The organism is Halalkalibacter okhensis (genome assembly GCF_000787375.1).
Taxonomy (GTDB): domain Bacteria; phylum Bacillota; class Bacilli; order Bacillales; family Bacillaceae_D; genus Halalkalibacter; species Halalkalibacter okhensis.
The window spans coordinates 95,214-120,777 of the sequence record NZ_JRJU01000010.1 but is presented as its reverse complement, the minus strand read 5'-3'; the positions used below and the strand labels follow the sequence as shown (position 1 = coordinate 120,777).

Below are 25,564 nucleotides of genomic sequence, written 5' to 3'. Positions count from 1 at the left end.
TGAGTTCTACTGACTAATTGTAAAACGGATTGGCGAACTTTTCAACCAATTTTGCTTCGTAAACAGATAAATTAAACGTTTCTTCTTTATTTATTTGCTCATTGTATACTTTTCAGCCGCTTTGTTTGCTGGAATTTGTTACAATAAAAGCAGAGTTTTTATAGGTGGTGAACAAGTGTGTGGAGACAATAAGACAAGCAATTGTTGCAGCCATTATTCAAGTTATAGGGGCGGAGAGGTCTATATATGGAATATTCCATTTGCTTAAGGGGAAAAAATCAGCGCAGACTATCCAAGATGGAGCTTTCTTTGGGGTGTTGACATTTTTTGGATTGTTTCCAGCATTAACTCGTGAACTGATTGAAGAGGATATACGTTGTCTCATAAATGGTGGTTATGTCGAGAAAGTAGAAAAAGATCGAGTTCGCTTAACAAATAAAGGTATTGAGAAAACAAAAAATTTTAAAATGAATCATGCATTTATAAACGACTTGCAAGGATGGGACTATCATCGCTACGCAGAACAAGTCTGGTTACGCTTAGCATTGTATGTTCAGTCGATAACAAACCTTTCTGTGGGACAGAATCGTTTTTTTCCCATTACTCATAAAATTGAAGTTCAAGATTGGGTGAAAAAGCATCTTCCAAAGGAGCAACAGAAGAGGGAAGAGATATCTCAACTCGTCCGCATTGAATTAGAAAGCTTTCTTGAAGGTTGTTTAGATGTACAAGCATTAATTATGGTATTACAGTTTAGTGGTAGGAAGAAAATGGGGTTAACGAAACAGCAGATAGCTGATCAATTGAATTTCGACGTTGAAAAGGTTCATGTCATTCACTTATCCACTATGCATCGCTTGATCAAGAAAGTTCAACAGGATAATCAGTTCTCTTATTTACCTCACTTCTTAAGTGGGTTTAACACTCCTTTTGTTTTAACTGAGTCAGCAAGAGTAACGAATGACCTTCTTGAAAAGGGACACTCGATTGATCAGATTAGTCAGATCCGGAAGTTAAAACGAAATACGATAGAAGATCATATTGTCGAAATCGCCATTCAAAATCCTCATTTTTCTATTCGTCCATATGTTCCATTGGAAGTGGAAGAATGGGTTACGACAATCTCTGATACACTTCAAACGACTCGGTTACGGGATCTCAAAGAAAAGATCCCATTTGAAGTAGATTATTTTGTCATTCGATTGGCGTTAGCAAGAAAGAAGGTGAAACATGGAGCTTGAGAATAAATTACAGCAATATTTTGGATATACAAGTTTTCGGCCTGGACAAAGGGAAGTAATAGAGTCGTTATTAGTTGGGGAAGACGTTGTTGCAATGCTTCCAACAGGAACAGGTAAATCAATCTGTTATCAGCTTCCATCGTTGCTTTCGTCAGGGATTACATTAATTGTTTCACCACTTCTTTCACTTATGGAAGATCAAGTACAGCAGCTTCGTAGCCAAGGAGTTAAGTATGTTGCTGCTATCAATAGCTTCTTATCTAAAGAAGAGCGCCAGCATGTATTTTCAAAATTAGATAAATACAAAATGATTTATGTATCACCAGAAATGCTGCAAAGTCCATATGTTCAAAAACAATTAGCAAAAGTTCATATTTCATTTTTTGTCGTTGATGAGGCTCATTGTATTTCGCAATGGGGTCATGATTTTCGACCTGATTATTTACGTTTAGGACAAGTTAGAAGTGAACTAGGAAATCCTCCTTGTCTTGCTATTACTGCGACAGCAACTGAAGAAGTTCAACAAGATATAAGTGCACGACTTAACATGGAGAAACCTCGTTTTTTAATCTATTCCGTTGACCGCCCTTCCATTACGTACGTAGTTGAAAGGTGTGAAACGACACAGGAAAAAATGGACCGAGTAGTGCAACTTGTTGAATGTGTACAAGGGCCAGGAATGATTTATTTTTCTAGCCGACTTTGGGCACAAAATGTAGCTGCGATGCTAACAAGTAAAGGTATGGGACGGGTTGCTTATTATCATGGAGGATTGTCTTCAGAAGATCGGCTTTTAATTCAGCAGCAATTTATGAATGGACAGCTTGATGTTATATGCTGTACAAGTGCTTTTGGAATGGGGATTAATAAAAGCAATATTCGCTACGTTCTACATTTTCATTATCCTATTGATATGGAATCATATGTTCAAGAAATTGGCCGAGCGGCTAGAGATGGCAAGCAAAGTGTGGCAATCCTCCTATTTTGTGAGGAGGATCGGCGTTTAAATTCGCTTTTACTTGAAGGAGAGCGTTCAACGGATGAACAGCTTACTGACATGTTAAACTATGTCAGAAGTGCATCTTCATGGACAAAGGAACAAGAAAGAATGTTAGTAGAAAGACTCAATGGTAATGAGGTCGTATGGCGAGGTGTGCGTTACCAATTAGAGGAAAGAGGAATCTTACAAAGCGAGCAAGTGCGACCGTTTTCTGTCGATACCCTTCGTTCTCGCATTCGTGAAGTGGAAGAGGAGAGAATCCATCGTAAAAGAAGGAAACTCGATACTTTTTTAAGGTGGATCCGAACGTCTTCATGCCGTAGAGAAGAACTCCTTCTCTATTTTTCTGAACAACTAGATGATAGTCCAAAAAATTGCTGTGATAACTGCGGGGCAAGCGTACCGATGTATAAAAATAGAAAAGAGCAAGAAATGGTGGAAAAAAGGAAATCATGGAGAGATTTATTAGGGGATCTATTTGGACAGGATGTAAGTGTAAATGAAAAAACAAAGTGACGTTGTGGCAGAATTAACAGATCGCGAACTTAAGTTAAATGTATATGCAACTCAAGCGATTATGCTCATTATTGCTGGGATATTTGGATGGTTTGTCTTTGATAGCTGGCATGAATTTATTGCCTTGTTTCAAGTAGATATTGGGCTTATTATAGGAGTAGGCGGTACAGTTGCTGTTGTCATTGTTTTGCTAGATATTATACTCGACCGGTATTTACCCAAATCATGGATGGATGACGGGGGAATTAATGAGCGTGTTTTTAGGGATTTAACTTTCTTTGAACTAACAATTCTTTGTCTCATTATAGCCATATGTGAAGAGTTATTATTTCGGGCTGTTTTACAAACTGCTTTTGGTCTAGTGATCGCTAGTACCATCTTTGCTTTGATTCATTTTCGATATTTGTATAAACCAGTGCTTTTTATCAATGTTTGGTTAGTTAGCTTTTTATTAGGGGCTTTGTTTCACTGGACAGGAAATGTTGTGGTAACCATCTTTGCGCATTTTATAATTGATTTCTTATTAGGGCTATTTATACGATATCAATACCGGTATAAAAAGGAGAGTGAGGGGAATGGCTGAGGACTGGAAAGAGCACGATCAAGCAGATCCATTACGCGAGCAAATGGAATCCTTACAACGCATGTCCGAAAAGGAAGAGTCATATCCACCGAGAAGAGAAATACATCGAAGGTCACGAAAAAGGAAAAAAAAGGCTACACTTTCATTTCCGTTAATTAGAGTGCTATTGGTTTTGTTTTTTATCCTAATTATTGCTGCAGTGACTTCCCCATATTGGTTTTTTAAAGAGGGATGAGGTTTAGATTTACTTTCATTTTTTATCATTCTAAAACATGTCCAACCTTCATATAGTGGCAGTGGGGAGGTGAGGATGAGTGAAGCTGTTAAAAGAATGGAATGTATCAAAATATTACGGACCGGAAATTGTAAAGGTGATGCTTGAAGAGCTTGTAGCTCGGAAAGAGAAGCTTGAGAAGCTTGAGAAGGCTAAAATGTATTGGTCTTTGTTTGCTTTGGGGTGTGCAGCGTTATTTTGTCTGTTCGGGTCTACAATTTTAAGTGATCAACAAATATCTGTAAATACCAACATTTTAAGCGCAATGGTTGGTCATCCTCTTATCTTACTATTGATGCTCCTTCTTTCTGTTGGTTTCATACAATTGCGTTTATTTGTGAAAAAAGTCAAAAAAGCAGAAAAAGAATTTGATGAATTACGAGAGGAAATGATCGATCGAAGCTCAGAGCTTTGGGAAAGCGATTCAGATTGGAAGTCTCGCGAAGCGCTTTATTCCTATATAAAAAAAGAACATGACATTAATCTTTATCATAAATAAGAAGAGGTTCTAACAATTGGTCTTTTTCAAACCGATCGTTAGAACCTCTATAAATATGGTCACATGAACGGCTGCCTAGAGTCATTCGCTATAAATCCAGAACTCTTTAGATAAAGAACAATCATACGATGGTTTTTCTAAAGAAGGCTTTCCAAAAAAGAGGTAGGTGGATCGACAAAAATTATGGTCACGTATGAAAATGGTTTGATCGTCGAAGCCTTTTATTGGTCCAAAAGCTAGTGTTTTCCCTTGTTTAGAGCAAAAAACTTCAACAGGAAGCCCTAAACGGTGATTCAATTCAAGGTCTTGGTTTGTTACGAGCGACTTGTTCGTCAATTTTGTTAATATCAAGCCTATCACTCCTTGGTGAAAGAAATTATATCACACGATGAAAGCGTTTCCTTTTTACTCTTTCTTTAAGTATAGAATAAGTTTCCTTAATTTTCAATTTATTTGTTGGTTTTTCTTACATTTAATTCGCGTCATTATTGGACAACCTATTAAATACTTCCCTTATGAATTGTCAACTTATTTCTATCGTGAAGTTGAAAATTCTTTAATTTGTCACATTGTGGTTTTTAAAGGTTTTTATATTTATGCTACTATTTATATAGTGTAAATGTGAGAAAAGACATGAGTTACTTTTAACAGGGGAGTGAAGCAAAATGACAGCAGTACAACTTGTTGCAATTCTGAGCATTGGTCTATTGGCTATGGCTTCGGCTGTTGCTATGGCAATTTATATGATGAAAGTATCTGAGCACTCTGAATAAGTTGATTAAGCTTGTGGGACTCCTTTTTAGGGAGTCTTTTTTTATTCGGAATTTCAAAAAAGAAAAGGTGATTTATAAAAATTGCCAACATTCTGGGTTTTCTTTTCGAGAGGCGAAGAGTACAATAGAATGATAAGGAGGGGTGTTCGTTGATAGATAAGTTGTTAACAAGATTAGAAGAGTTGTATCCAGAGATGGTTGATTTACGACGAATGCTGCATGCGGAACCGGAGTTATCTTTTCAAGAGGAGAAAACACCTGAAATGATTGCTGACTATCTTGAACGATTAGGTGTAGTCGTTAAGAGAAATGTTGGTGGTAGAGGGGTCTTAGGTTACATACAAGGAGGAAAACCAGGGAAAACCGTTGCGTTACGAGCAGATTTTGATGCATTACCAATCCAAGAGGAGACGGGGTTGCCATTTGCTTCGAGACAGCCTGGTGTCATGCATGCATGCGGTCATGATGGACACACAGCCACTTTACTTGTACTAGCAAAAGTACTAATGGAGCAACGTGAACAAATAGAAGGTACGGTTGTTCTGATCCACCAATTTGCAGAAGAGCTTGCCCCAGGAGGCGCAATTGAAATGATTAAGGACGGTTGCTTAAATGGGGTTGATGCGATATTTGGAACGCACCTTTGGTCTACGATGCCGCTCGGACAAATTGGGTATCGACAAGGTCCTATAATGGCTGCTGCTGATCGATTTGATCTCGTAATTAAAGGGCGTGGAGGTCATGGTGCAAGTCCACATGAAACAGTTGATTCTATTGCCGTAGCATCGAGTATCGTTAGTGCGCTGCAGCACATTGTTAGTCGAAATGTAGATCCATTAAAATCAGCTGTCGTTAGTATTGGTTCGTTTCACGCAGGTGGAGCCTTCAATGTCATTGCAGATTCGGCAACCATTGTTGGAACGGTTCGAACATTTGATGAAGCGGTTCAAGAGCTAATTATTACTCGTATTGAACAAATAACAAAAGGTATTTGTGATGCCATGGGGGCAGATTATACATTAGATTACAAAAAAGGGTATCCAGCTGTTATAAATGATCGAGAAGAGACAACTCATTTTGTTCATACGGCAACTGGAATTGTCCAAAATCTCGTCGTACAAGAAATGGATCCTGTTATGGGTGGTGAGGATTTTGCTTATTATCTTCAACACGTGCCGGGAACCTTCTTTTTCACGGGGGCAGGTAATGTACAAGAAGGAATCATTTATCCTCATCATCATCCGAAATTTGATTTTGATGAAGAAGCTATGCTTATTGCTGCCAAATGCTTAGGGAAAGTAGCACTTAATTATTTAAATCGCAAGGAATCGCAAAAAGAAACGCAAGAGTTATCTTCTTAGAAATGAATTTACGATACAAGACTCATGGGTATTTTCCTGATGAGTCTTTTTTAATTGGCTTCTTATTGGTTTGGATTTATTTCATTTTGAACTCATTAAGTCGTCTCATTAGAAGCTTTGTGCATATAGTGTAAGACAGGGGGTGAATGGATGCTTGCGATATGGATTTATAAGAGAGTACTGCTGCTTCTTATAGCATATGGTGGGGTGTTGGTTTCGTTAAGTTTATTTCCAAATGTTCCAATATGGGCCGTATCATCCTTTCTTGGAGAAATATTGTTCTCACCATTCAAACTTTTGGTTGCAATTATCCTATTTATTTCTGGGTTTCTTGCATATTCTTTATTTGTTAGAGATGTCGTTATTATATGGAAGACAAGTTATTCTGTTCCTTTTCATATGCCGAGGATGTTCTTTGTGATTGCTGCTTGTCTTTCTTGGATTCATTTGTTTTTATATAATGGCATCGGAGCCTTTATCGTCTTAGGCTTGGCTTTATGGTATGGTATTATGGATGTTGGGATTAGGTAACAGAAATTTTAATGAGAAAGTAAAGAATCTTTTTAAGAAAAGAGAGGATTTCCATGATTTATGTTGGAGGGGGACTACTATTTATTTTCTTGCTTTATATGGCAATTGAAGCAAAGAGAAATAGAGTAATAGAGGAAACCATTGTTTTTAAAACGTTACCAAAAGCGTTTGACGGTTATCGTCTTTTCTTTATTAGTGATATTCATAGAAGGGTTATTCCGGAATCTCTTTTACAAAAGATAGAAAAAGAAACAGATATGATTATTATTGGGGGAGACTTATGTGAAAAGGGAGTTCCACTTAAACGAATAGAGAAGAATCTTCAGAGTTTATCCAAGGTTGCCCCTTGTCTATTTATTTGGGGAAATAATGATGAAGAAGTCGGCATTGACAATTTGCGAAAGATATTTGAGGCGCATGGCATCATGGAGTTAAGTAATAACAAGAAATTCATACAAAAGATGGATGGTGAATTGATTATTGCTAGTGTTGATGACGTCGAACAAGATATACCGTTAACTCTTTATGACATTCCTAAAGATAAATTTTCCATCTTAATTTGTCACTTTCCAGAGGTGAGCGAAATGTTGAAACCTGATCATCCATATTCGTTAATATTGAGCGGTCATACTCATGGTGGACAGATTCGTATTTTTGGATGGGGGATTGCTCAAAAAGGGCAATGGATTGAAAGGGCATCTTGTAAACAGTTAATAAGCAACGGGTACGGCACAACAGGTCTGCCATTAAGACTGGGAGCACCTTGTGAAACTCATCTACTTACGTTAAAGAGTGAGTGAGCAAGTACGTATGCTTATAAAGAGAAAGGATGTACAAGTAGGTAGCAATTTCCTTTTGTACATCCTATTTTTGTTTTACACAAAAGTATGTTTTCGCTATACTAAATGGATAATTAGGACGAATGTGGTGCTTATTATAGAACGTAATGTGTTTGTGGATCTAGGAGGAAAGAATATGGCTTCGAAAGAAGGGAAATATAACATCAAGGCGATCTCAAAAATGCTTGGAATCCAAGCAGGGACGTTACGTGCGTGGGAAAGGCGCTATCACATAATTGAGCCGGTTCGAAATACAGCAGGGCATAGGCTTTATTCAGATGAACATGTCGCTATTTTAAAATGGTTATTAGACAAAGTTAATAATGGCTTTACAATTGGACAAGCTGTTGATCTTTTTGAAAAAAATTACGCTACGATGGAACCTGTTGACACGATGTATGAAAAAGATTATTCAATGCGGCTAAGTGATGACATTTTACGGTCCCTTTTAACTTTTCAGGAAAACAAGGCGAATCAATTATTAAATCAAGCATTTAGTTTATTTAGTATCGATAAAGTAACAATTGACATTCTAGGTGCATTACTTGTTAAAGTAGGGAGCATGTGGGAAAATAATGAAATTACAGTAGCGCATGAACATTTTGTCACTTCTTTTTTACGCACGCGAATTGGGATGATCTTTCATGGAATGCCAATTGATGCATTTAAACCAAACGTCGTTTGTGTTTGTGGTCCAAATGAGCACCATGAGTTAGGCCTACTTATATATACGCTATTCTTAAGACGTAAAGGTTTTGAAGTGGTGTATTTAGGGGCAGGAATTCCGGAATCTGACCTTGAAATAGTTATTCGTGAGGTAGGAGCTGATTTGTTTTTTACTTCGTGTACTATGGTTCAAAACCTTGAGTCTACATTAATGGTGATTGATGAGCTACAAACACGGTTCCCTCATTTAAAAATTGGAGCTGGTGGGGCGGCTTTTGATCAGCTTGGAATAGAGCAAAGATCTACATACGGAAATACTCTCATTGGGAATACACAAGAGGACTGGGAAAATTGGTTGAAAAATAACTTGTAAAATCATAAATAATAGTCATGTGTATCGAACCTTCTTTTCTGTTTTCTCATATTGTGTAGTAAGACGATTTTGACGAATGAACAATGGGGATAGGTGTTCGTAAAAAGGAGGGTTTCAAATGCGTCTTGAGCGTTTAAATACAAACAAATTCAAAGCATTCCTTACTTTTGATGATATGCGTGAAAGAGGATTAACGAAAGAAGACTTATGGCAAGATTTGCCGAAAGTTCATGATTTGTTTCGTGACATGATTTTAGAGGCGGATGATGAACTGGGTTTTAAAGTAGATGGACCTATTGCTGTTGAAGTATATGCTATGCCTGCGCAAGGAATGGTCATAATCGTCTCGAAAAGTACATCAGATGAAGATTTTGATGAAGAGGGATTTGAAGAAGGATATATAGAAATGCAAGTAACTCTTGATGAGACGGAAGATATCTTTTATGAATTTGCTGATATTGAGGATGTGATCGCTCTATCTTCAAGACTTTTCCCTTTTGGTATACAGGGAGGATCACTTTATTCATATAAGAATCAATATTTCATTAAATTTGAAGAGTTTGATGTCGATTTTGTTGATGAAGAAACGTTTGTTGCCTTACTTTCTGAGTTTGGAAACCCGTCAACGGTTTCTTCATATGTTGTTAATGAATATGGAAAACGACTCATTAAATATGACTCTATTAAGGAACTTTACGGAACATTTATTAATACAAAGAACTGATAAAATTCGTTGTCAGTTCTTTTTTTATGAAAAGGAAACAAATTATGAAATCTTTCAAGAAAAGTTGCATTTTAGCTGGAAAAGTTAAGGCTGTTTCATTATAGTAAGAAGTGGTCGAAGCTTTAATTCCATTATTGAGGTGAAAAAGGAATGACAGAAAATAAAAAGCAAGCAGAACAATTAGACGTGCTTGCATCGACACAAAGTGTCATAAAAAAAGCGTTGGACAAGCTTGGTTATCCAGAAGAAATGTATGAATTGATGAAAGAACCAATTCGTATGCTAACCGTTAGAATTCCTGTTCGAATGGATGATGGGTCAACGAAAATCTTCACAGGTTTCAGAGCTCAGCACAATGATTCAGTGGGTCCAACGAAAGGTGGGGTTAGATTTCATCCAAGTGTAACAGAAAAAGAGGTGAAAGCTCTTTCTATTTGGATGAGTTTAAAAGCCGGGATTGTCGATCTTCCATATGGTGGTGGAAAGGGCGGAATTATTTGTGACCCACGAGAAATGTCCTTTCGCGAACTAGAACGCATTAGTCGTGGATATGTACGGGCAATTAGTCAAATCGTTGGCCCTACCAAGGATATTCCTGCACCTGATGTCTTTACTAACTCTCAAATTATGGCTTGGATGTTGGATGAATATAGTCGCATTCGCGAGTTTGACTCACCTGGTTTTATTACAGGGAAGCCACTTGTACTTGGAGGCTCACATGGCAGGGAGTCGGCAACAGCTAAAGGAGTTACAATCTGTATTCGTGAAGCGGCTAAGAAAAAAGGAATTGAATTAGAAGGAGCACGTGTTGTCATTCAAGGCTTTGGAAATGCGGGAAGCTTTCTTGCAAAATTTATGCATGATGCAGGTGCATTAGTTGTAGGGATCTCAGATGCTTATGGAGGTCTTTATGATGCTGATGGTTTAGATATTGATTATTTATTGGATCGTCGTGACAGTTTTGGTACGGTCACAAAACTTTTTAAAGATACCATTTCCAACCAGGAATTACTTGAATTGGATTGTGATATATTAGTACCGGCTGCCATTGAAAATCAAATTACAGAAGCAAATGCAGACCGAATTAAAGCAGCGATTGTTGTAGAAGCTGCAAATGGTCCAACGACAATGGAAGCGACACGTATTCTATCAGAAAGAGATGTACTGCTTGTTCCAGATGTGCTTGCTAGTGCTGGTGGTGTAACGGTTTCTTATTTTGAATGGGTACAAAATAATCAAGGTTATTATTGGACAGAAGAAGAAGTAGAAGGAAAATTAGAGGCCGTTATGGTTGGCTCTTTTAACAATATTTATAACTTAGCTAGGACTCGGAAGGTAGATATGCGGTTAGCAGCTTACATGATCGGCGTACGTAAAATGGCTGAAGCATCAAGATTCCGTGGATGGGTCTAATTAAATAAAAGGTGAAAGGGAGACTCAGAAAGGTCATGCGTTCTTTAGAGAAAGGACTTTTTGAGAGTTTCCCTATTTGATTTATAAAGAGAAGGTGATCGTATGGAAAGAGAAGAAATCGTTATTGTAGGTGGTGGACCTTGTGGACTTGCAGCAGCTATTGCTTGCATGGACCAAGGGTTCAATCCACTTGTGATTGAGAAAGATAATGTCGTTAGTGCTATTTCCAGGTACCCGACTCACCAAACGTTTTTTAGTACGAGTGAAAAGCTTGAAATAGGTGAAGTGCCGTTTGTGATTGAAGAACGTAAACCGAGACGAAATCAAGCACTCGTTTATTATCGTGAAGTAGTTAAGAGAAAAGAGGTACGGGTCCGAGCATATGAACAAGTGGAAACCGTTCAAAAGCAAAAAGAAGGGCATTTTTACATAAAAACATCAAAGAAAGAATATGTAGCGGAGCATGTCATAATTGCTACAGGTTATTATGATTCTCCGAATATGATGAACATACCAGGTGAAGAGCAAAGTCACGTTCTTCATTATTTCAAGGAAGCCCATCCTTACTTTGATATGGACGTTGTTGTAATCGGAGGAAAGAACTCTGCTGTAGATGCAGCACTAGAGTTAGAGAAAGCAGGAGCTAGAGTAACGAATTTATATCGTGGAAGTGAATATTCTACTAGCGTAAAGCCTTGGATTTTACCAGAATTTGATGCACTTGTCCGCCATGAAAAAATAAATTTGGTGTTTAATGCGGAAGTTATCGAAATTACCCGAGATGAAGTTATTTATCAAGTGGGAGAATACGTTAAAAGAGTACCTGCTCAATTTGTCTTTGCCATGACTGGTTACCATCCAGATCATTCATTTTTAAGAGCAATGGGTGTTCTTGTTGATCCGACAAGCGGACGGCCACATTTTGACCCTGAATCTATGGAAACAAATGTAGAAGGGTTATATATTGCTGGAGTCATCGCTGCTGGAAATAATGCCAATGAAATCTTCATTGAAAATGGTCGTTTTCACGGGGGACAAATAGCTAATTCAATCAAGAGAAAGAAAAAGCTGGACTCTTAAAGCTACGTTAGAGTCCAGCTTTTTTTTATGGTTCTTTAAAAGGTATCAGATTTAAAAAAGTAAGATTATTTATAAAAAAGTTCTTGGATTATGGAGTGATCGGCCGATTGTTCTAGAACAGCCATAAGTTTTAGTCTTGCCTTTTGACCGTTTAGACCATTTGTAAAAATAACACCGATTTCTTTTAATGTACGACCGCCACCTTCGTATGCATAAGTGTCTTGGACGACACCATTAAAACAACGAGACACAAGTACCACTGGAATGTTGCGGGCGATCAATGTCTTAAGTGCAGGCATAATTGTTGGAGGGACATTTCCTTGTCCGAATGCTTCAATAACTAAACCGTCGATATGGGTAGCGGCGACAGCTTCTATGATCGTATCATCCATCCCTGCATACGTTTTTAATAGAGCTACTTTTTTTGTTAGTTGTGTAACGGGATGGCAATCGCGTTTTGATAACGTATGGTGGAAGAATACCCCACGTTTAGTAACAATGCCAATTGGTCCGTATTGTGGACTTTGAAAAGTAGCGATATTACTTGAATGCGTTTTTGTGACATTTTTTGCTGTGTGAATTTCGTCATTTAAGACAACTAGAACTCCTTTGCCTTTTGCATCGTCGCTTGCTGCTACTCTAACTGAGGCAATTAAATTATGTGGTCCATCAGCCCCAAGCTCATTACTAGAACGCATCGCCCCTGTAATAATCACGGGAATGTCCCAATCAAGAATGAGGTCGAGTAAATACGCTGTTTCTTCAAGTGTGTCTGTCCCATGTGTGACAACAATTCCATCTAATTGATCTTCTTTAACTCGCTCTTTTAACCGTCTGGCTAAATCAATCATCAAAGAAGGCGTCATGTGAGGAGAAGGTAAATTTAAGTAATCATCTACAATCACTGAGGCAATGGTTGATAGCGATTCAATAGTGGAATATAATGGATTTATTACGTTTGGTTGGACTGCACCATGTTCATTTTCTTGCATGGCGATAGTGCCACCAGTATGTAAAACAAGAATCTTTTTCAAAAAGGTCACCCCGATTTCACAATGTATTGCATAATTATATAATATTATCATATAAGCTTTGGTTTGAGTATTAATTCGTAACGCAAGGGGAAAGGATTGGCAAATTGTTTGCACTTATTACAGCAGCAATCGCTCCAGGAATGGCATTATTATCTTATTTTTATTTACGTAATCATTACAGTACAAATACAATTGCACTTGTTTTTCGTACGTTTTTAATTGGTGTATTACTTGTGTTTCCTGTCATGGTATTGCAATATGCATTTACAGCGGAAGGATACTTTACTCATCCGTTTACGCAAGCCTTTTTTTTGTATGGGTTTGTTGAGGAATTTTTTAAATGGTTTCTACTTTGGATTTTTGCGTATCAACATGCTACCTTTGCGAGACGCTATGATGGAATCGTTTATGGAGCCTCACTTTCACTAGGTTTTGCGACGCTAGAAAATGTTTTTTATTTAGTTGCTAATGGACTAGAAACTGCTTTTGGCCGAGCTTTATTACCGGTATCTAGTCACGCATTATATGGGGTTATTATGGGCTATTACCTTGGAAGGGCTAAAGTAGAAGAAGAAAATAGGGTAAAGCATTTGACGATGTCGTTAAGTTTGCCTATTATCTTACACGGCGTCTATGATTTTATTTTGCTTTCTTTCGGAATTTATTTCTTAGTAGCGTTAATTCCGTTTATGTTTTTCCTTTGGTGGGTAGCGTTAAAAAAGGTGAAGCGAGCTCATCAATTGGACGTATAGCACGTCGAATTAAATTAAGTAAAGGGTGATCAATATGGCTGAAGGACGTTATCGGATTGTGATTCGTTGTCCGGTTTGTAGTGAAAAATATATTTTACGCGGAAGTAGAAATGAAAAAGGTGAATATGAAACAGGCTTCAAGCGCTGTGTATGCGGAAATGAAGAAAATCTGAACATTGATGCATCATTAGAATAAATTAAGGACATTATCGTTTGTTGCAATTTTCGAAAACATTACAACATATATTCGAAAAAATCTCTTGCAAAAGTTCGAAATATGTTGTAATTTTGATTAAATGAATTATATGAATAATTGATTTTCTTATCAAGAGAGACGGAGGGAATGGCCCGACGATGTCTCAGCAACCAGCCGAAGTAGGTCAGGTGCTAATTCCAACAAGTCAATGACTTGGAAGATAAGAAGAGGCGATTGATAACACAACCACCTTCTTCTTATTTATTTGAAGGTGGTTTTTTAGATTTTAGATAGAATAATGGAGGGCTTTTAAATGAACCGTGAGAAACTTGAGACAATCTTAGTACAAATTGGAAATCGTTCCGATAATCCAACAGGAACTATAAATACACCTGTGTATTTTTCAACTGCTTATAGGCACACGGGAATTGGGGAGTCTACAGGCTATGATTATGCAAGAACAGGCAATCCAACAAGGGAAGTGGTAGAAAAAGCGATAGCGGAGTTGGAAGAAGGGGATCGAGGCTTTGCTTGTAGTTCGGGGATGGCAGCTATTCAAACCGTCCTGTCTCTATTTGAGCAGGGAGATGAAATCTTAGCCTCACAAGACTTATACGGTGGAACCTATCGCTTATTTGAACAAGGGTGGAATCGTTGGGGTTTGACTTTTTCTTTTGCTGACCCGCGTAACCTTGAGTATTTTGAAAGTTGTATTACGGATCGAACAAAAGCTTTATTTATTGAGACACCTACGAATCCGTTAATGCAGGAAGCTTCGATTGTTGAACTAGCTAAAATAGCCAAAAAATACGGAATTTTATTAATTGTTGATAATACATTTTATACTCCACTCTTGCAACAGCCACTTGTAGATGGTGCTGATATTGTCATACATAGCGCGTCCAAATATTTAGGTGGTCATAACGATGTAATTGCTGGTCTCATCGCGGCAAAAGGAGCAGAGCTTTGTGACCGAATTAGTTATTACCATAATGGGATCGGAGCCATTTTGTCTGCTTTCGATTCATATCAATTAATTAGAGGGATGAAAACACTCGCTTTACGCATGGATAAACATCAAGAAAACGCAAAAGCAATTGTAAATTATTTAGAAAGCCAGGAAGGAGTATTAGAAGTACTTTATCCTGGTAAGGGTGGAATGATTTCGTTTCGAATCCTTAAGGAAGAGTGGGTTAATCCATTTCTACAACAACTAAAGCTGGTCTCTTTTGCTGAGAGTTTGGGCGGTGTTGAGAGTTTGATGACGTACCCCGCTACGCAAACACATATGGACATTCCTGAAGATATTCGAATCGCAAATGGCGTTTGCAATCGTTTATTGCGTTTTTCTGTTGGTATTGAAAGGGCAGAAGATTTAATTGCAGATCTTGACCAAGCTTTTCGCTATGTGAAAGAGAGGGAGAGTGAATGAGCTTTTTAGACCAACTTGCAAAAAAAGTATTGATTGGGGACGGCGCAATGGGGACGTTGCTATATGAGCAAGGGATTGATCAGTGCTTTGAAGAGGTAAATGTAAAAAATCCAGAGGTCATACGTAAAGCCCATCATCAATACGTCCTAGCTGGTGCTGATGTAATACAATCCAATACATACGCAGCAAACAGACTAAAGCTAGAAAAGTACGGACTTGATAAAGAGGTCCGGTCGATCAATCGTTCGGGCGTCCGTCTAGCGAAAGAAGCTGCTAGTGGGAATACATTTGTGTTAGGGACAGTCGGCGGAATTAGGAGGTTTCAATTAGAGGAGTGGAGCCTTAGTGAAATTGAAGCGGCCTTCACAGAGCAAATGGATGAGCTGTTAGCTGAAGGAGTAGATGGACTATTATTAGAGACATTTTATGATTTGGAAGAGGCCAAAATGGCTGCTAATCTTGCAAGAAAATTAACCAATTTGCCGATCGTTGCAAATTTGTCTCTTGGAGAAGTAGGTGTTATGAATGGGGGCATCCCTGTTTATAAAGCGTTTGAACAATTGACCGAAGTAGGAGCAGATGTAGTTGGACTCAATTGTCGAACAGGACCATTTCATATGCTCCGTTCTTTTGAAACGATACAGTTACCGAAAAAGGGGTTTTTATCTGCGTATCCGAATGCAAGCTTGCCGGATTATCGTGACGGACGTGTGTTTTATCAATCGAACGCTGATTATTTTCAAGATATGGGAGAAAAATTTATTAAGCAGGGTGTTCGCTTATTAGGTGGGTGTTGTGGTACGACTCCTGCGCATATCAGTGCATTTGTCAAAGTGAGAGATTATACGGAGCCAATTACAAGTAAAACAGTAAAACCTTTAGTTGGATTCATGCGGGAATCAATTGAAATACCTCGAAAAGAAAAACCGCTTCCGGAAATGGTTAAAGAGCGAAAGTCTGTAATAGTTGAATTAGATCCGCCTAAAAAGTTAAATACAAACCGTTTTATGAAAGGGGCAAAAGCACTTAAGGAAGCTGGAGTGGATGCTGTTACAATGGCCGATAACTCGCTTGCCTCCCCGCGTGTTGATAACTTAGCTCTTGGTGCGATGATCAAGGAGCAGATCGGTGCAAGACCCCTGGTTCATATTACTTGCCGAGATAGAAACTTGATTGGATTGCAGTCCCATTTAATGGGGCTAAATGCATTAGGTATTGATGATGTATTGGCGATAACTGGAGATCCGACGAAAATAGGTGATTTTCCAGGGGCAACATCCGTTTATGATGTAAGTTCTTTTCAACTTATTTCATTTATCAAGCAGCTAAATGAAGGGATCTCTTTTTCTGGAAAAGAACTAGGTCAGAAAGCAAACTTTTCTGTCGGAGCAGCGTTTAATCCAAATGTGAGACATTTAGATAAAGCTGTAAAGCGAATGGAAAAGAAGATTGAAAGTGGCGCGGATTACTTCATGACTCAACCGATCTACAGTATAGAACAAATCGAATCATTAGCAAATGAGACGAAACATATAAAAGAACCTATCTATATCGGAATAATGCCATTAACAGGTACAAGAAACGCTGAATTCCTTCATAATGAGGTGCCAGGTATTAAATTGACCGATGACATTCGAGCTGCGATGGCTGCGTGCGGTGAAGATAAAATAGCCTCTGCAACTGAAGGGATCCAAATTGCGAGATCTCTTATTGACGCAGCTTTGCAATATTTTAATGGAATTTATTTAATTACACCGTTTATGCGATATGAGATGACAGTTGAGTTAACGAAATATATTGAAGCACGGAAACCAATTACTCAAGGAAGTAAGTGAACTGAAGAAGTATGCGGAAATAGAAAGGACGGACATATGGTTAAGTCTTTGTTTGAACAACAGCTAGAAAAGAAAATTCTAATCCTAGATGGTGCAATGGGGACGATGTTGCAACAAGCTGATTTAACAGCTGAGGATTTCGGTGGTGAAGAATACGAAGGGTGTAATGAATATTTAAATGAAACAGCTCCACATGTTATAGAAAACATTCATCGTGCTTATTTAGAAGCTGGAGCCGACATCATTGAAACGAACACATTTGGCTCATCGGATATCGTTTTAGATGATTATGATCTTGGTTATAAAGCAGAGGAATTAAGTCGGTTGGCAACATCCATTGCAAAAAAAGTAGCAAATGAATTTTCAACACCTGAGTGGCCGCGATTTGTTGCGGGTGCAATGGGCCCAACGACGAAATCTCTCTCTGTAACTGGTGGTGTGACGTTTGACAAACTCGTTGAGTCATATCATGAGCAAGCACGTGGGATTATCCGTGGTGGAGCAGATATTATGCTGCTTGAAACAAGCCAAGATATGCGAAATGTTAAAGCAGGTTATTTAGGAATTGAACGTGCGTTTGAAGAACTGAATAAAAAGTTGCCAATTTTTATCTCGGGTACAATTGAACCAATGGGAACCACATTAGCTGGTCAAAACATTGAAGCATTTTATTTGTCATTAGAGCATATGAATCCAGCTGTTGTTGGCTTGAATTGTGCGACAGGACCTGAATTTATGCGAGATCACATTCGTTCGTTATCTGAACTAGCAACGACGTACGTGAGTTGTTACCCAAATGCTGGCTTACCTGATGAAGAAGGACATTACCATGAGTCTCCTGAATCCCTAGCAACGAAGTTACGTGGGTTTGCAGAAAAAGGTTGGTTAAATGTCGTTGGAGGCTGTTGCGGTACAACACCAGATCATATACGTGCAATGGTAGAGGCAACAAAAGACTTTGAGCCAAGAACGTTTCATAAATCACATCCACATGCCGTTTCAGGGATTGAACCACTCATTTATGATGATAGTATGCGTCCGTTATTTGTTGGAGAAAGAACCAATGTTATTGGATCTAGAAAGTTCAAGCGTTTAATTGCTGAAGGGAAGTTTGAAGAAGCTTCAGAAATTGCAAGGGCGCAAGTGAAAAAGGGTGCGCACGTTATTGATGCCTGTCTAGCAGACCCGGATCGTGATGAATTAGAAGATATGGAAAACTTCCTTCAATTTCTTGTCAATAAAGTTAAAGTTCCATTAATGATTGACTCCACAGATGAAAAGGTTATTGAAAAGGCATTAACCTATTCACAAGGAAAAGCCATAATTAATTCAATTAACCTAGAAGATGGCGAAGAGCGATTCGAGGCCGTTATTCCGATTGTAAAAAAATACGGTGCGGCTGTTGTTGTTGGAACAATTGATGAGGAAGGTATGGCTGTTACAGCTGAGAAGAAGTTAGAAGTGGCGAAGCGTTCTCATGACTTACTAGTTCATAAATACGGATTAAAACCAGAGGATATTATTTTTGATCCACTTGTTTTCCCTGTTGGTACCGGTGATGAACAGTACATTGGCTCAGCAAATGCTACCGTTGAAGGAATTAGGCTTATAAAAGAAGCTCTTCCTAAGTGTTTGACAATTCTAGGAGTAAGTAATGTTTCTTTTGGGTTACCTCCAGTAGGTCGTGAAGTGTTAAACGCGGTATATTTATATCATTGTACGCAAGCAGGACTTGATTATGCGATTGTAAATACGGAAAAATTAGAGAGGTATGCTTCCATTTCTGAAGAGGAGAAAGAAATGGCTAGCAAGTTATTGTTTGAAACAACTGATGAAACCCTGGCTGAATTTACCGCCTTTTATCGTGGGAAAAAAGCCGAGAAAAAAGTGGATACATCAAATTTAACCCTAGAAGAACGGTTAGCCTCCTATATTGTTGAAGGAACGAAGGAAGGGCTAATAGAAGATTTGGATCAAGCGCTAGCAGCATACGCCGATCCATTAGACATTATAAATGGCCCTCTAATGACTGGAATGGACGAAGTCGGCAGGTTGTTCAACAATAATGAATTGATCGTTGCAGAAGTCCTACAAAGTGCAGAAGTCATGAAAGCATCTGTTGCTCATCTTGAGCCGCATATGGAACAGAAAGAAAATGACAATGGAAAAGGGAAAATACTTCTTGCAACTGTAAAAGGTGATGTTCATGATATTGGTAAGAATTTAGTTGAAATTATCTTAGGGAATAATGGATTTAAAATTGTGAACTTAGGAATTAAAGTAACGTCGAATGAATTAATTGAAGCGATAAAAAAAGAAAGTCCGGATGCTGTTGGCTTATCTGGTCTGTTAGTAAAATCAGCACAGCAAATGGTGTTAACTGCACAAGATTTACGTCAGCAGGATATCTCCATCCCGATCCTTGTAGGGGGGGCGGCACTGACAAGGAAGTTTACGGATACAAAAATTGCAGCAGAATATGATGGTCTCGTTCTCTATGCTAAAGATGCGATGAATGGGCTAGAAATTGCTAATCGATTAGCAAAACCCGATGAACGTGAACGGCTTGCCACTGAATTAGCGGAAGCAAGAGCGAAAAAAGATGCGGTCCGTCCGGTTGAGCGAACACCAGTGCAAGATCGGCCAGTAAATGAGTTTGTTCAATCTAATGTTAAAAGAGACGGACCTATTTTTACACCTACTGATTTGGAGCCACACATTTTACGTGACTATAAGCTCTCTCATTTAGAACCGTATATTAATATGCAAATGCTCTTAGGTCGTCATCTTGGCCTCCAAGGAAAAGTAAGTAGATTGCTCGCAGAAAAAGATGAAAGAGCTGTTGTATTGAAAGAACGAGTGGATGAATTCTTGGATCAAGCAAAGAAAAATCAAGTCATTCAGGCTCATGGGATGTATGAATTTTTCCCTGCTCAATCTGATGGAAATGATATTATCATTTATGATCCAAAAGATCGGAAAACAGAAATTGAACGATTTACATTTCCACGTCAAAGTCATAAGCCATTCCTTTGTTTAGCGGACTATTTACGACCTGTTGCAAGTGGAGAAATGGATTACGTTGGGTTTCTTGCTGTTACTGCAGGGCATGGCGTACGTGAATTAGCTGACCAAGCTAAGCGAGATGGTGATTATCTATATAGTCATCTCATTCAGGCGGCTGCATTAGAGATAGCGGAAGGTTTTGCTGAGAGACTACATCAACAAATGCGAGACAGAATGGGGTTTCCAGATTCAGCTGATATGACGATGGACGAACGTTTTGCTGCGAAGTATCAAGGGGTTCGTGTATCATTTGGTTATCCAGCTTGTCCAAACCTCGAAGATCAAGAAAAGTTATTTAAACTATTACAACCTGAAAAAATAGGGATCCAATTAACAGAAGGTCATATGATGGAGCCAGAAGCTTCCGTTACAGCAATGGTATTTGCCCATCCTGAAGGCCGTTATTTTAATGTATTAGCATAGTGTGATTTTAAGCTGATGAGAGATAATTCTCATCGGCTTTTCTTTTGTTATAAAACTCAAGAAGCCATTTTCTTAGGTTTAGTTAGAGGGGGTTAAGAGGAAGATTGGTAAGAATTTGTTAAGAAATTGTATAAAACTAGGTTGAAAACAAACACTATCCATATCAATCATGACCATGTCATGAAACAGATACCACGAACACAAGGAGGTCTACAACATGAAACGTAATCTGTTTTCATTCAAGATTCCACTAATCATGACATTCATTTGTTTTGGGTTACTTGTGAATACGTCACCTACACATGCATTTACTGATCAAGTAATTCAAAGGGGCGCAACCGGTGATGATGTTGTTGAATTACAAGCAAGACTTCAGTACAACGGATTTTATACGGGAACGATTGATGGTGTGTACGGATGGGGTACTTATTGGGCAGTACGTAATTTTCAGAACGAATTTGGTCTAGAAGTTGATGGATTAGTAGGACCACAAATGAAAGATATGTTAGAGCGAGCAACGAACTACAACGAAGAATTTGTCAAAAAAGCACTAAATGAAGGTCGGAAATTTACTCACTATGGTGGTACACCGAAGGAAATACAAAAAGGACCAAAAGGGAGTAAAGATGGTGCAAAGCAGCAACAAAGAGCTGATGAAGGACAACCGCAACAACCACAACCAGGGGCGGGAGAAGGGCAGCCACAACAACCACAGCCAGGAGCAGGAGAAGGACAACCGCAACAACCACAGCCAGGAGCAGGAGAGGGGCAGCCACAGCAGCCACAGCCAGGAGCAGGGGAAGGGCAACCACAGCAGCCGCAGCCAGGAGCAGGAGAAGGGCAACCACAACCAGAGCCATCTGCACCTGAAGAGCCAGTACCTTATGCTGAAGAGCCAGAAGAACAGGATAATGAAACCAATATCCAAAAAGCAACAAATGTACCAGCTGGGTATTCAGAGAATGATATTCGTATTATGGCCCAAGCAGTATATGGAGAGGCACGTGGTGAACCTTATGTTGGTCAAGTGGCGGTAGCTGCGGTCATTATTAACCGTATCAATAGCCCAACATTCCCTAATACAGCATCAGGTGTCATATTTGAACCGCGTGCGTTTACAGCTGTAGCAGATGGCCAGATTTATATGGAGCCAAATGAGACTGCTCGTCGTGCGGTACTTGATGCCATTAATGGACAGGATCCATCAGGGAATGCAATGTATTATTTTAATCCTGATACTGCAACATCTGGTTGGATTTGGACGAGACCACAAATTAAACGAATTGGAAAGCATATATTCTGTCATTAATTTTTGGAGGTGATTAATTATGGTACGTAATATTGTTATAGGTCTATTAGCCGTCGCTGTTGTGGCAACAGGTATTTGGGGCTTTCAGGAACGTGAAGATAAGCAGATTTTAAAAGTGACTGCTGAGAACAATTACCAGAGGGCATTCCATGAACTTGCCTTTCATATTGACCAAATTGAAGATCAGTTAGGCGCGACACTTGCGATGAACTCAAGGCGACAGCTAACGCCAGCGCTAGCAGATGTGTGGAGAGTAGTAAGTTTAGCTCAAGAGAATATTGGTCAATTACCATTAAGTTCTGTAGATCTCGGAAAAACGGAAGAGTTTTTATTTAAGTTAGGAAGATTTAGTTATCGAACATCGATTCGCGATCTAGAAAAAGAACCGTTAACAGATAAAGAATATGAAACGTTGCAAAAGTTGTATGAATACTCGAAAGAGATACGGGAAGAAGTTCGTAAATCACAAGCAATGATGCTTGATAGTGGCGACCAATGGATTGATATTGAAGAAGAAATGCGCGCAACGCAAGAGCCATTAAGTAACATGGTAGTAAACAATCTAGAAGTGATGAACAAATCGATCCAAAGTTACAGTGAAACAGAGTGGGGAGCAGGATTAGCTTCTATTGATGACCTTAATGGTGAATTAAAAGAAGCGTTAGATGGGGAACCAGTCACGAAAGAAGAAGCGGAAGAAATTGCACGAGATTATTTACAAGTCGATGAAAATACACCCGTGCATGTTGCTGATACAGGGGACGGCTTAGAGTACCCAGCTTATACAATTGTTGCTGATGACCCTGATCATGAAACAAATTATTACATGGATATGAGTATCAATGGTGGAGAACCAATCTGGTTCTTGCAAGACCGACAAATTGAAGAGCAAAACATAAGTTTAAATGAAGCGGTTAACATCGCGGAAGAATACCTTGAAAAACACGGAAAAGACAGCATGCAGCTTGTTGATAGTAGACAATATGATTCTATTGCTATGCTTGAGTTTGTTCATCTTGAGAATAATACGCGTGTTTACACCGATTTGATTCGACTCGAAGTGGCTCTTGATGACGGGGATGTACTTGGATATGAAGCGAAAAGCTATTTAATCCATCACAAAGATCGTGATATACCTGACCCAGAACTAACAAACGAAGAAGCAAGGGAACGCTTGAATCCACGTTTAGATGTTATGGAAGATCATCTAGCTGTTATTGAGAATGACCTTGGACAAGAAGTTCTTTGTTATGAATACTTTGGCGTAATCGAAGACCAAACGTATCGGTTATTTATAAATGCAGAGGATGGCGAAGAAGAGAAAGTGGATCGACTAAATCAATCTGAACCAGTGTATGATTTTTCGTGAAAAAAAGATAGAAGAAGAAAGGAAGGAGCATCTCATGCTTCTTCTTTTTGATTATTCATGAGATAATAGAGAGAGTTTATGTAATTGGGGGGGAGTTAGGAGATTGATAAAAGTTGGTTCTACCATCTTCTTGGAGTTACAAGAGATAAAAAATAATGAAAAGAGAATGCTCCGTTATAAATGTCGCTTAGTTGATCGAAATGAAGGAGTGTTTGTAATTGATTACCCAATTAACGAGGAGACAGGGAAACCTAGTTTCTTTTTTGATGGTACGGAATTCCGAGCGTATTTTAGCGCTGATGATGATTCAGGTTTGTATTCGTTTGATACGGAAATTATTGGGAGGATGAAAGGGAAAATTCCGGTCCTTTTTATTAAAGATCCTGGAAAAGAAAAGTATATGAGAATACAAAGACGAAATTATGTGCGCGTAGAAACGTCAGTTGATACGGCTGTACATTCATTAAATGATGAGTTTTCCCCCTTTACAACGGTAACACTTGATTTAAGCGGGGGAGGTTGTGCGATTAGCATTCCCGAAGGACAAATGTTTCCTGAAAAAGGAGAGACACATATTTATATTATCTTGCATATGCAATCAGGTGAAAGTGTTTATGTAAGAGCATTATGTAAGATTGTCCGCCTGTTTAGGCCAAGAGCGGAAGCGAGGCGACGTGCGTCCTTACAGTTTTTAGATATAGAAGAACGCGATCAACAAATGGTTGTTCGCTACTGTTTCGAAAGACAACTAGTACTGCGAAGAAAAAATGGATAATAACAGAAAGAAGCTAGTTTCGCTAGGGGATCCTACTATTTTTTCTGGTTTATTACTGATAATTCGCAACCTTTAGTTAGACCATGCTAAAAGAATATGATAAGATTATGAAGAGAACAATTGAAAAAAAGCAACATGTAAACACTTTCAATTGTTTGATTGTATATGAGGTGTATTAATTAATGAACAAAAAGATGAATATTGCTATTGATGGACCTGCTGGTGCAGGAAAGAGTACAGTCGCGAAATTAGTCGCAGAACAGCTTGATTATCTCTATATTGATACTGGTGCTATGTATCGTACACTTACATTAGCGGCATTACGAGAAGGGATCGATCTACAAGATGGCGGTGCTTTAACACACATTTTAAGTCAAACAACCATTCACCTTCAACACGAACAAACTGGTGTTCGAGTTTTACTAAATAATGAAGATGTGACAGATGCCATTAGATTGAAAGATGTTACATCAAATGTATCATTGGTTTCCAGTCATGAAGGTGTTCGGATAGAGATGGTTGAACGTCAGAGAAGACTTGCAGAAAAGGGTGAAGCAGTGTTAGATGGAAGGGACATTGGTACGTATGTTCTTCCAGATGCTGAAGTTAAGGTGTTTTTAACTGCTTCGGTTGAAGAGCGAGCACGAAGACGATATGAAGAACAAAAAGAAAAAGGAATGCCTGCTGACCTTGATCAATTAAAAGAAGAGATTGCCCACCGGGATCAATTGGATTCAACACGCGTATTTGCTCCTTTAAAAAAGGCTGATGATGCAGTTGAAATTGATTCAACAACACTATCAATTCCAGAAGTTGCCGAAGTAATTATTGGGCTAGCAAAAGAGAGGGCAAGATAAGATGGGGATTTATCAATTTGGTCAAAGTGTAAGCAGAAATTTTCTTTCAACCTTTTATAAAGTTGAAGTGATCGGAAAAGAAAACATTCCTGATGCGGGTGCAACCATTCTTTGTTGTAATCATATTCATAATTTTGATCCACCTCTATTAGGAGCTTATATTAAAAGGCAGCTACATTATATGGCAAAACAAGAGTTATTTGAAAAGCCAATTTTAAAAGGTTTACTCCCTAAGTTAGGTGCATTTCCTGTTCGAAGAGGAATGAGTGATAAGCAAGCGATTCGTACTGCCATGAAAATATTAAAAGAAGGTAATATGATAGGCTTATTTCCAGAAGGAACGAGAAGCAAAGATGGTAAATTAAGTAAAGGTTTAGCAGGTGCTGGTTTTTTTGCCTTGCGGACAGATGCAGTTGTTGTTCCTTGTGCCATTATTGGTCCTTATCAACGATTCAAGCCATTAAAGTTGGTGTACGGTTCACCAATTGACTTTAGTGGATTACGTGAGAACAAGGCATCTGCTGAAGAAGCAACTGCAGTTATTATGGCTGAAATTAAAAAGTTAATAGAAAAACACGAAATGAATTCATAGTAATCACTTTTCTTTCGCTAGCGTGAAAGATAGTTAAAATAATAGTTAGGT

General features: G+C 38.6%; 24 protein-coding genes and 1 riboswitch. Of the genes, 22 read left to right on the top strand and 2 right to left on the bottom strand.

Going from position 1 to position 25,564, the window contains the following annotated elements:
- Positions 1 to 179 precede the first annotated feature (179 nt).
- The 5 genes from LQ50_RS09625 (at position 180) to LQ50_RS09605 (ending at position 4,113) form a co-directional block, all read left to right on the top strand.
- The gene (locus tag LQ50_RS09625) at positions 180 to 1,241 is read left to right on the top strand and encodes a YpbB family protein (RefSeq protein WP_034628592.1); all 1,062 of its coding nucleotides are present in this window, start codon (positions 180 to 182) and stop codon (positions 1,239 to 1,241) included.
- Positions 1,231 to 2,757 (top strand): RecQ family ATP-dependent DNA helicase, encoded by a 1,527-nt coding sequence (locus LQ50_RS09620; RefSeq protein WP_034628589.1) that lies wholly within the window; start codon positions 1,231 to 1,233, stop codon positions 2,755 to 2,757. The genes LQ50_RS09625 and LQ50_RS09620 overlap by 11 nt, the downstream gene beginning before the upstream one ends.
- Positions 2,741 to 3,340: a CPBP family intramembrane glutamic endopeptidase gene (locus tag LQ50_RS09615; protein WP_034628587.1), complete on the top strand. Its 600-nt coding sequence runs from the start codon at positions 2,741 to 2,743 to the stop codon at positions 3,338 to 3,340. The genes LQ50_RS09620 and LQ50_RS09615 overlap by 17 nt, the downstream gene beginning before the upstream one ends.
- Entirely contained in the window at positions 3,333 to 3,575 is a 243-nt protein-coding gene (locus LQ50_RS09610) for a hypothetical protein (protein WP_034628585.1), read from the top strand. Before LQ50_RS09615 ends, LQ50_RS09610 begins: the two co-directional genes overlap by 8 nt.
- A 79-nt stretch (positions 3,576 to 3,654) precedes the next feature.
- The gene (locus tag LQ50_RS09605) at positions 3,655 to 4,113 is read left to right on the top strand and encodes a DUF2663 family protein (RefSeq protein ID WP_034628583.1); all 459 of its coding nucleotides are present in this window, start codon (positions 3,655 to 3,657) and stop codon (positions 4,111 to 4,113) included.
- A gap of 81 nt (positions 4,114 to 4,194) precedes the next feature.
- On the opposite strand, the gene LQ50_RS09600 is transcribed toward LQ50_RS09605, so the two are convergent.
- Positions 4,195 to 4,464 (bottom strand): hypothetical protein, encoded by a 270-nt coding sequence (locus tag LQ50_RS09600; RefSeq protein WP_052144676.1) that lies wholly within the window; start codon positions 4,462 to 4,464, stop codon positions 4,195 to 4,197.
- A gap of 571 nt (positions 4,465 to 5,035) precedes the next feature.
- Between LQ50_RS09600 and LQ50_RS09595 the strand changes: the two genes are divergently transcribed.
- From LQ50_RS09595 to LQ50_RS09565, 7 genes are all read left to right on the top strand, one after another.
- Positions 5,036 to 6,247, top strand: a complete 1,212-nt coding sequence (locus LQ50_RS09595; RefSeq protein ID WP_034628581.1) for a M20 family metallopeptidase — start codon at positions 5,036 to 5,038, stop codon at positions 6,245 to 6,247.
- A gap of 150 nt (positions 6,248 to 6,397) precedes the next feature.
- A complete protein-coding gene (locus tag LQ50_RS09590; RefSeq protein ID WP_034628579.1) occupies positions 6,398 to 6,778 on the top strand; it encodes a hypothetical protein in 381 nt (126 codons plus the stop codon).
- A 53-nt stretch (positions 6,779 to 6,831) separates the two neighbouring features.
- A complete protein-coding gene (locus LQ50_RS09585) occupies positions 6,832 to 7,578 on the top strand; it encodes a metallophosphoesterase (protein ID WP_034628577.1) in 747 nt (248 codons plus the stop codon).
- 175 nt (positions 7,579 to 7,753) lie between these two features.
- A complete protein-coding gene (locus LQ50_RS09580; RefSeq protein WP_034628575.1) occupies positions 7,754 to 8,656 on the top strand; it encodes a MerR family transcriptional regulator in 903 nt (300 codons plus the stop codon).
- Positions 8,657 to 8,774: 118 nt separating this feature from the next.
- Positions 8,775 to 9,380 carry a genetic competence negative regulator gene (locus LQ50_RS09575; RefSeq protein ID WP_034628573.1) on the top strand — a complete coding sequence of 202 codons (606 nt, stop codon included), beginning with the start codon at positions 8,775 to 8,777 and terminating at the stop codon, positions 9,378 to 9,380.
- Between the two features lie 150 nt (positions 9,381 to 9,530).
- Positions 9,531 to 10,793, top strand: coding sequence for a Glu/Leu/Phe/Val family dehydrogenase (locus LQ50_RS09570; RefSeq protein WP_034628571.1), 1,263 nt, complete (start codon positions 9,531 to 9,533; stop codon positions 10,791 to 10,793).
- 102 nt (positions 10,794 to 10,895) lie between these two features.
- Complete coding sequence (locus LQ50_RS09565; RefSeq protein ID WP_034628569.1) at positions 10,896 to 11,873, top strand: YpdA family putative bacillithiol disulfide reductase; 978 nt, start codon at positions 10,896 to 10,898, stop codon at positions 11,871 to 11,873.
- Positions 11,874 to 11,938: 65 nt separating this feature from the next.
- Here the strand turns inward: LQ50_RS09565 and LQ50_RS09560 are convergent, their stop codons facing one another.
- On the bottom strand, positions 11,939 to 12,907 hold the full coding sequence (locus LQ50_RS09560) for an asparaginase (protein ID WP_034628568.1): 969 nt from the start codon (positions 12,905 to 12,907) through the stop codon (positions 11,939 to 11,941).
- Positions 12,908 to 13,011: 104 nt separating this feature from the next.
- Between LQ50_RS09560 and prsW the strand changes: the two genes are divergently transcribed.
- The 10 genes from prsW (at position 13,012) to LQ50_RS09515 (ending at position 25,513) form a co-directional block, all read left to right on the top strand.
- Positions 13,012 to 13,659 carry a glutamic-type intramembrane protease PrsW gene (prsW, locus tag LQ50_RS09555; protein WP_034628566.1) on the top strand — a complete coding sequence of 216 codons (648 nt, stop codon included), beginning with the start codon at positions 13,012 to 13,014 and terminating at the stop codon, positions 13,657 to 13,659.
- A 34-nt stretch (positions 13,660 to 13,693) separates the two neighbouring features.
- Complete coding sequence (locus LQ50_RS25750; protein ID WP_202595368.1) at positions 13,694 to 13,855, top strand: hypothetical protein; 162 nt, start codon at positions 13,694 to 13,696, stop codon at positions 13,853 to 13,855.
- A gap of 123 nt (positions 13,856 to 13,978) precedes the next feature.
- Positions 13,979 to 14,082: riboswitch (SAM riboswitch) on the top strand.
- 86 nt (positions 14,083 to 14,168) lie between these two features.
- Positions 14,169 to 15,287 carry a methionine biosynthesis PLP-dependent protein gene (locus LQ50_RS09550; protein ID WP_034628565.1) on the top strand — a complete coding sequence of 373 codons (1,119 nt, stop codon included), beginning with the start codon at positions 14,169 to 14,171 and terminating at the stop codon, positions 15,285 to 15,287.
- On the top strand, positions 15,284 to 17,122 hold the full coding sequence (locus LQ50_RS09545) for a bifunctional homocysteine S-methyltransferase/methylenetetrahydrofolate reductase (protein WP_034628564.1): 1,839 nt from the start codon (positions 15,284 to 15,286) through the stop codon (positions 17,120 to 17,122). Before LQ50_RS09550 ends, LQ50_RS09545 begins: the two co-directional genes overlap by 4 nt.
- 36 nt (positions 17,123 to 17,158) lie before the next feature.
- Positions 17,159 to 20,611 (top strand): methionine synthase, encoded by a 3,453-nt coding sequence (gene metH, locus LQ50_RS09540; RefSeq protein ID WP_034628563.1) that lies wholly within the window; start codon positions 17,159 to 17,161, stop codon positions 20,609 to 20,611.
- 217 nt (positions 20,612 to 20,828) lie between these two features.
- A complete protein-coding gene (locus LQ50_RS09535) occupies positions 20,829 to 21,920 on the top strand; it encodes a cell wall hydrolase (protein WP_034628561.1) in 1,092 nt (363 codons plus the stop codon).
- A gap of 19 nt (positions 21,921 to 21,939) precedes the next feature.
- Positions 21,940 to 23,289, top strand: coding sequence for a germination protein YpeB (gene ypeB / locus LQ50_RS09530; RefSeq protein WP_034628559.1), 1,350 nt, complete (start codon positions 21,940 to 21,942; stop codon positions 23,287 to 23,289).
- Between the two features lie 103 nt (positions 23,290 to 23,392).
- Complete coding sequence (locus LQ50_RS09525; protein ID WP_034628557.1) at positions 23,393 to 24,064, top strand: flagellar brake protein; 672 nt, start codon at positions 23,393 to 23,395, stop codon at positions 24,062 to 24,064.
- A gap of 182 nt (positions 24,065 to 24,246) precedes the next feature.
- The gene (gene cmk, locus LQ50_RS09520) at positions 24,247 to 24,921 is read left to right on the top strand and encodes a (d)CMP kinase (RefSeq protein WP_034628554.1); all 675 of its coding nucleotides are present in this window, start codon (positions 24,247 to 24,249) and stop codon (positions 24,919 to 24,921) included.
- Position 24,922: 1 nt separating this feature from the next.
- Positions 24,923 to 25,513: a lysophospholipid acyltransferase family protein gene (locus LQ50_RS09515; RefSeq protein ID WP_034628552.1), complete on the top strand. Its 591-nt coding sequence runs from the start codon at positions 24,923 to 24,925 to the stop codon at positions 25,511 to 25,513.
- Positions 25,514 to 25,564 lie beyond the last annotated feature (51 nt).

Coding starts and splice junctions, on each gene's coding strand:
- LQ50_RS09550 (WP_034628565.1), top strand. CDS start 14,169: ATGAACCGTGAGAAACTTGAGACAATCTTAGTACAAATTGGAAATCGT.
- LQ50_RS09565 (WP_034628569.1), top strand. CDS start 10,896: ATGGAAAGAGAAGAAATCGTTATTGTAGGTGGTGGACCTTGTGGACTT.
- LQ50_RS09570 (WP_034628571.1), top strand. CDS start 9,531: ATGACAGAAAATAAAAAGCAAGCAGAACAATTAGACGTGCTTGCATCG.
- LQ50_RS09545 (WP_034628564.1), top strand. CDS start 15,284: ATGAGCTTTTTAGACCAACTTGCAAAAAAAGTATTGATTGGGGACGGC.
- LQ50_RS09575 (WP_034628573.1), top strand. CDS start 8,775: ATGCGTCTTGAGCGTTTAAATACAAACAAATTCAAAGCATTCCTTACT.
- metH (WP_034628563.1), top strand. CDS start 17,159: ATGGTTAAGTCTTTGTTTGAACAACAGCTAGAAAAGAAAATTCTAATC.
- LQ50_RS09620 (WP_034628589.1), top strand. CDS start 1,231: ATGGAGCTTGAGAATAAATTACAGCAATATTTTGGATATACAAGTTTT.
- LQ50_RS09615 (WP_034628587.1), top strand. CDS start 2,741: ATGAAAAAACAAAGTGACGTTGTGGCAGAATTAACAGATCGCGAACTT.
- LQ50_RS09610 (WP_034628585.1), top strand. CDS start 3,333: ATGGCTGAGGACTGGAAAGAGCACGATCAAGCAGATCCATTACGCGAG.
- LQ50_RS09580 (WP_034628575.1), top strand. CDS start 7,754: ATGGCTTCGAAAGAAGGGAAATATAACATCAAGGCGATCTCAAAAATG.
- LQ50_RS09590 (WP_034628579.1), top strand. CDS start 6,398: ATGCTTGCGATATGGATTTATAAGAGAGTACTGCTGCTTCTTATAGCA.
- LQ50_RS09585 (WP_034628577.1), top strand. CDS start 6,832: ATGATTTATGTTGGAGGGGGACTACTATTTATTTTCTTGCTTTATATG.
- LQ50_RS09515 (WP_034628552.1), top strand. CDS start 24,923: ATGGGGATTTATCAATTTGGTCAAAGTGTAAGCAGAAATTTTCTTTCA.
- cmk (WP_034628554.1), top strand. CDS start 24,247: ATGAACAAAAAGATGAATATTGCTATTGATGGACCTGCTGGTGCAGGA.
- ypeB (WP_034628559.1), top strand. CDS start 21,940: ATGGTACGTAATATTGTTATAGGTCTATTAGCCGTCGCTGTTGTGGCA.
- LQ50_RS25750 (WP_202595368.1), top strand. CDS start 13,694: ATGGCTGAAGGACGTTATCGGATTGTGATTCGTTGTCCGGTTTGTAGT.
- LQ50_RS09535 (WP_034628561.1), top strand. CDS start 20,829: ATGAAACGTAATCTGTTTTCATTCAAGATTCCACTAATCATGACATTC.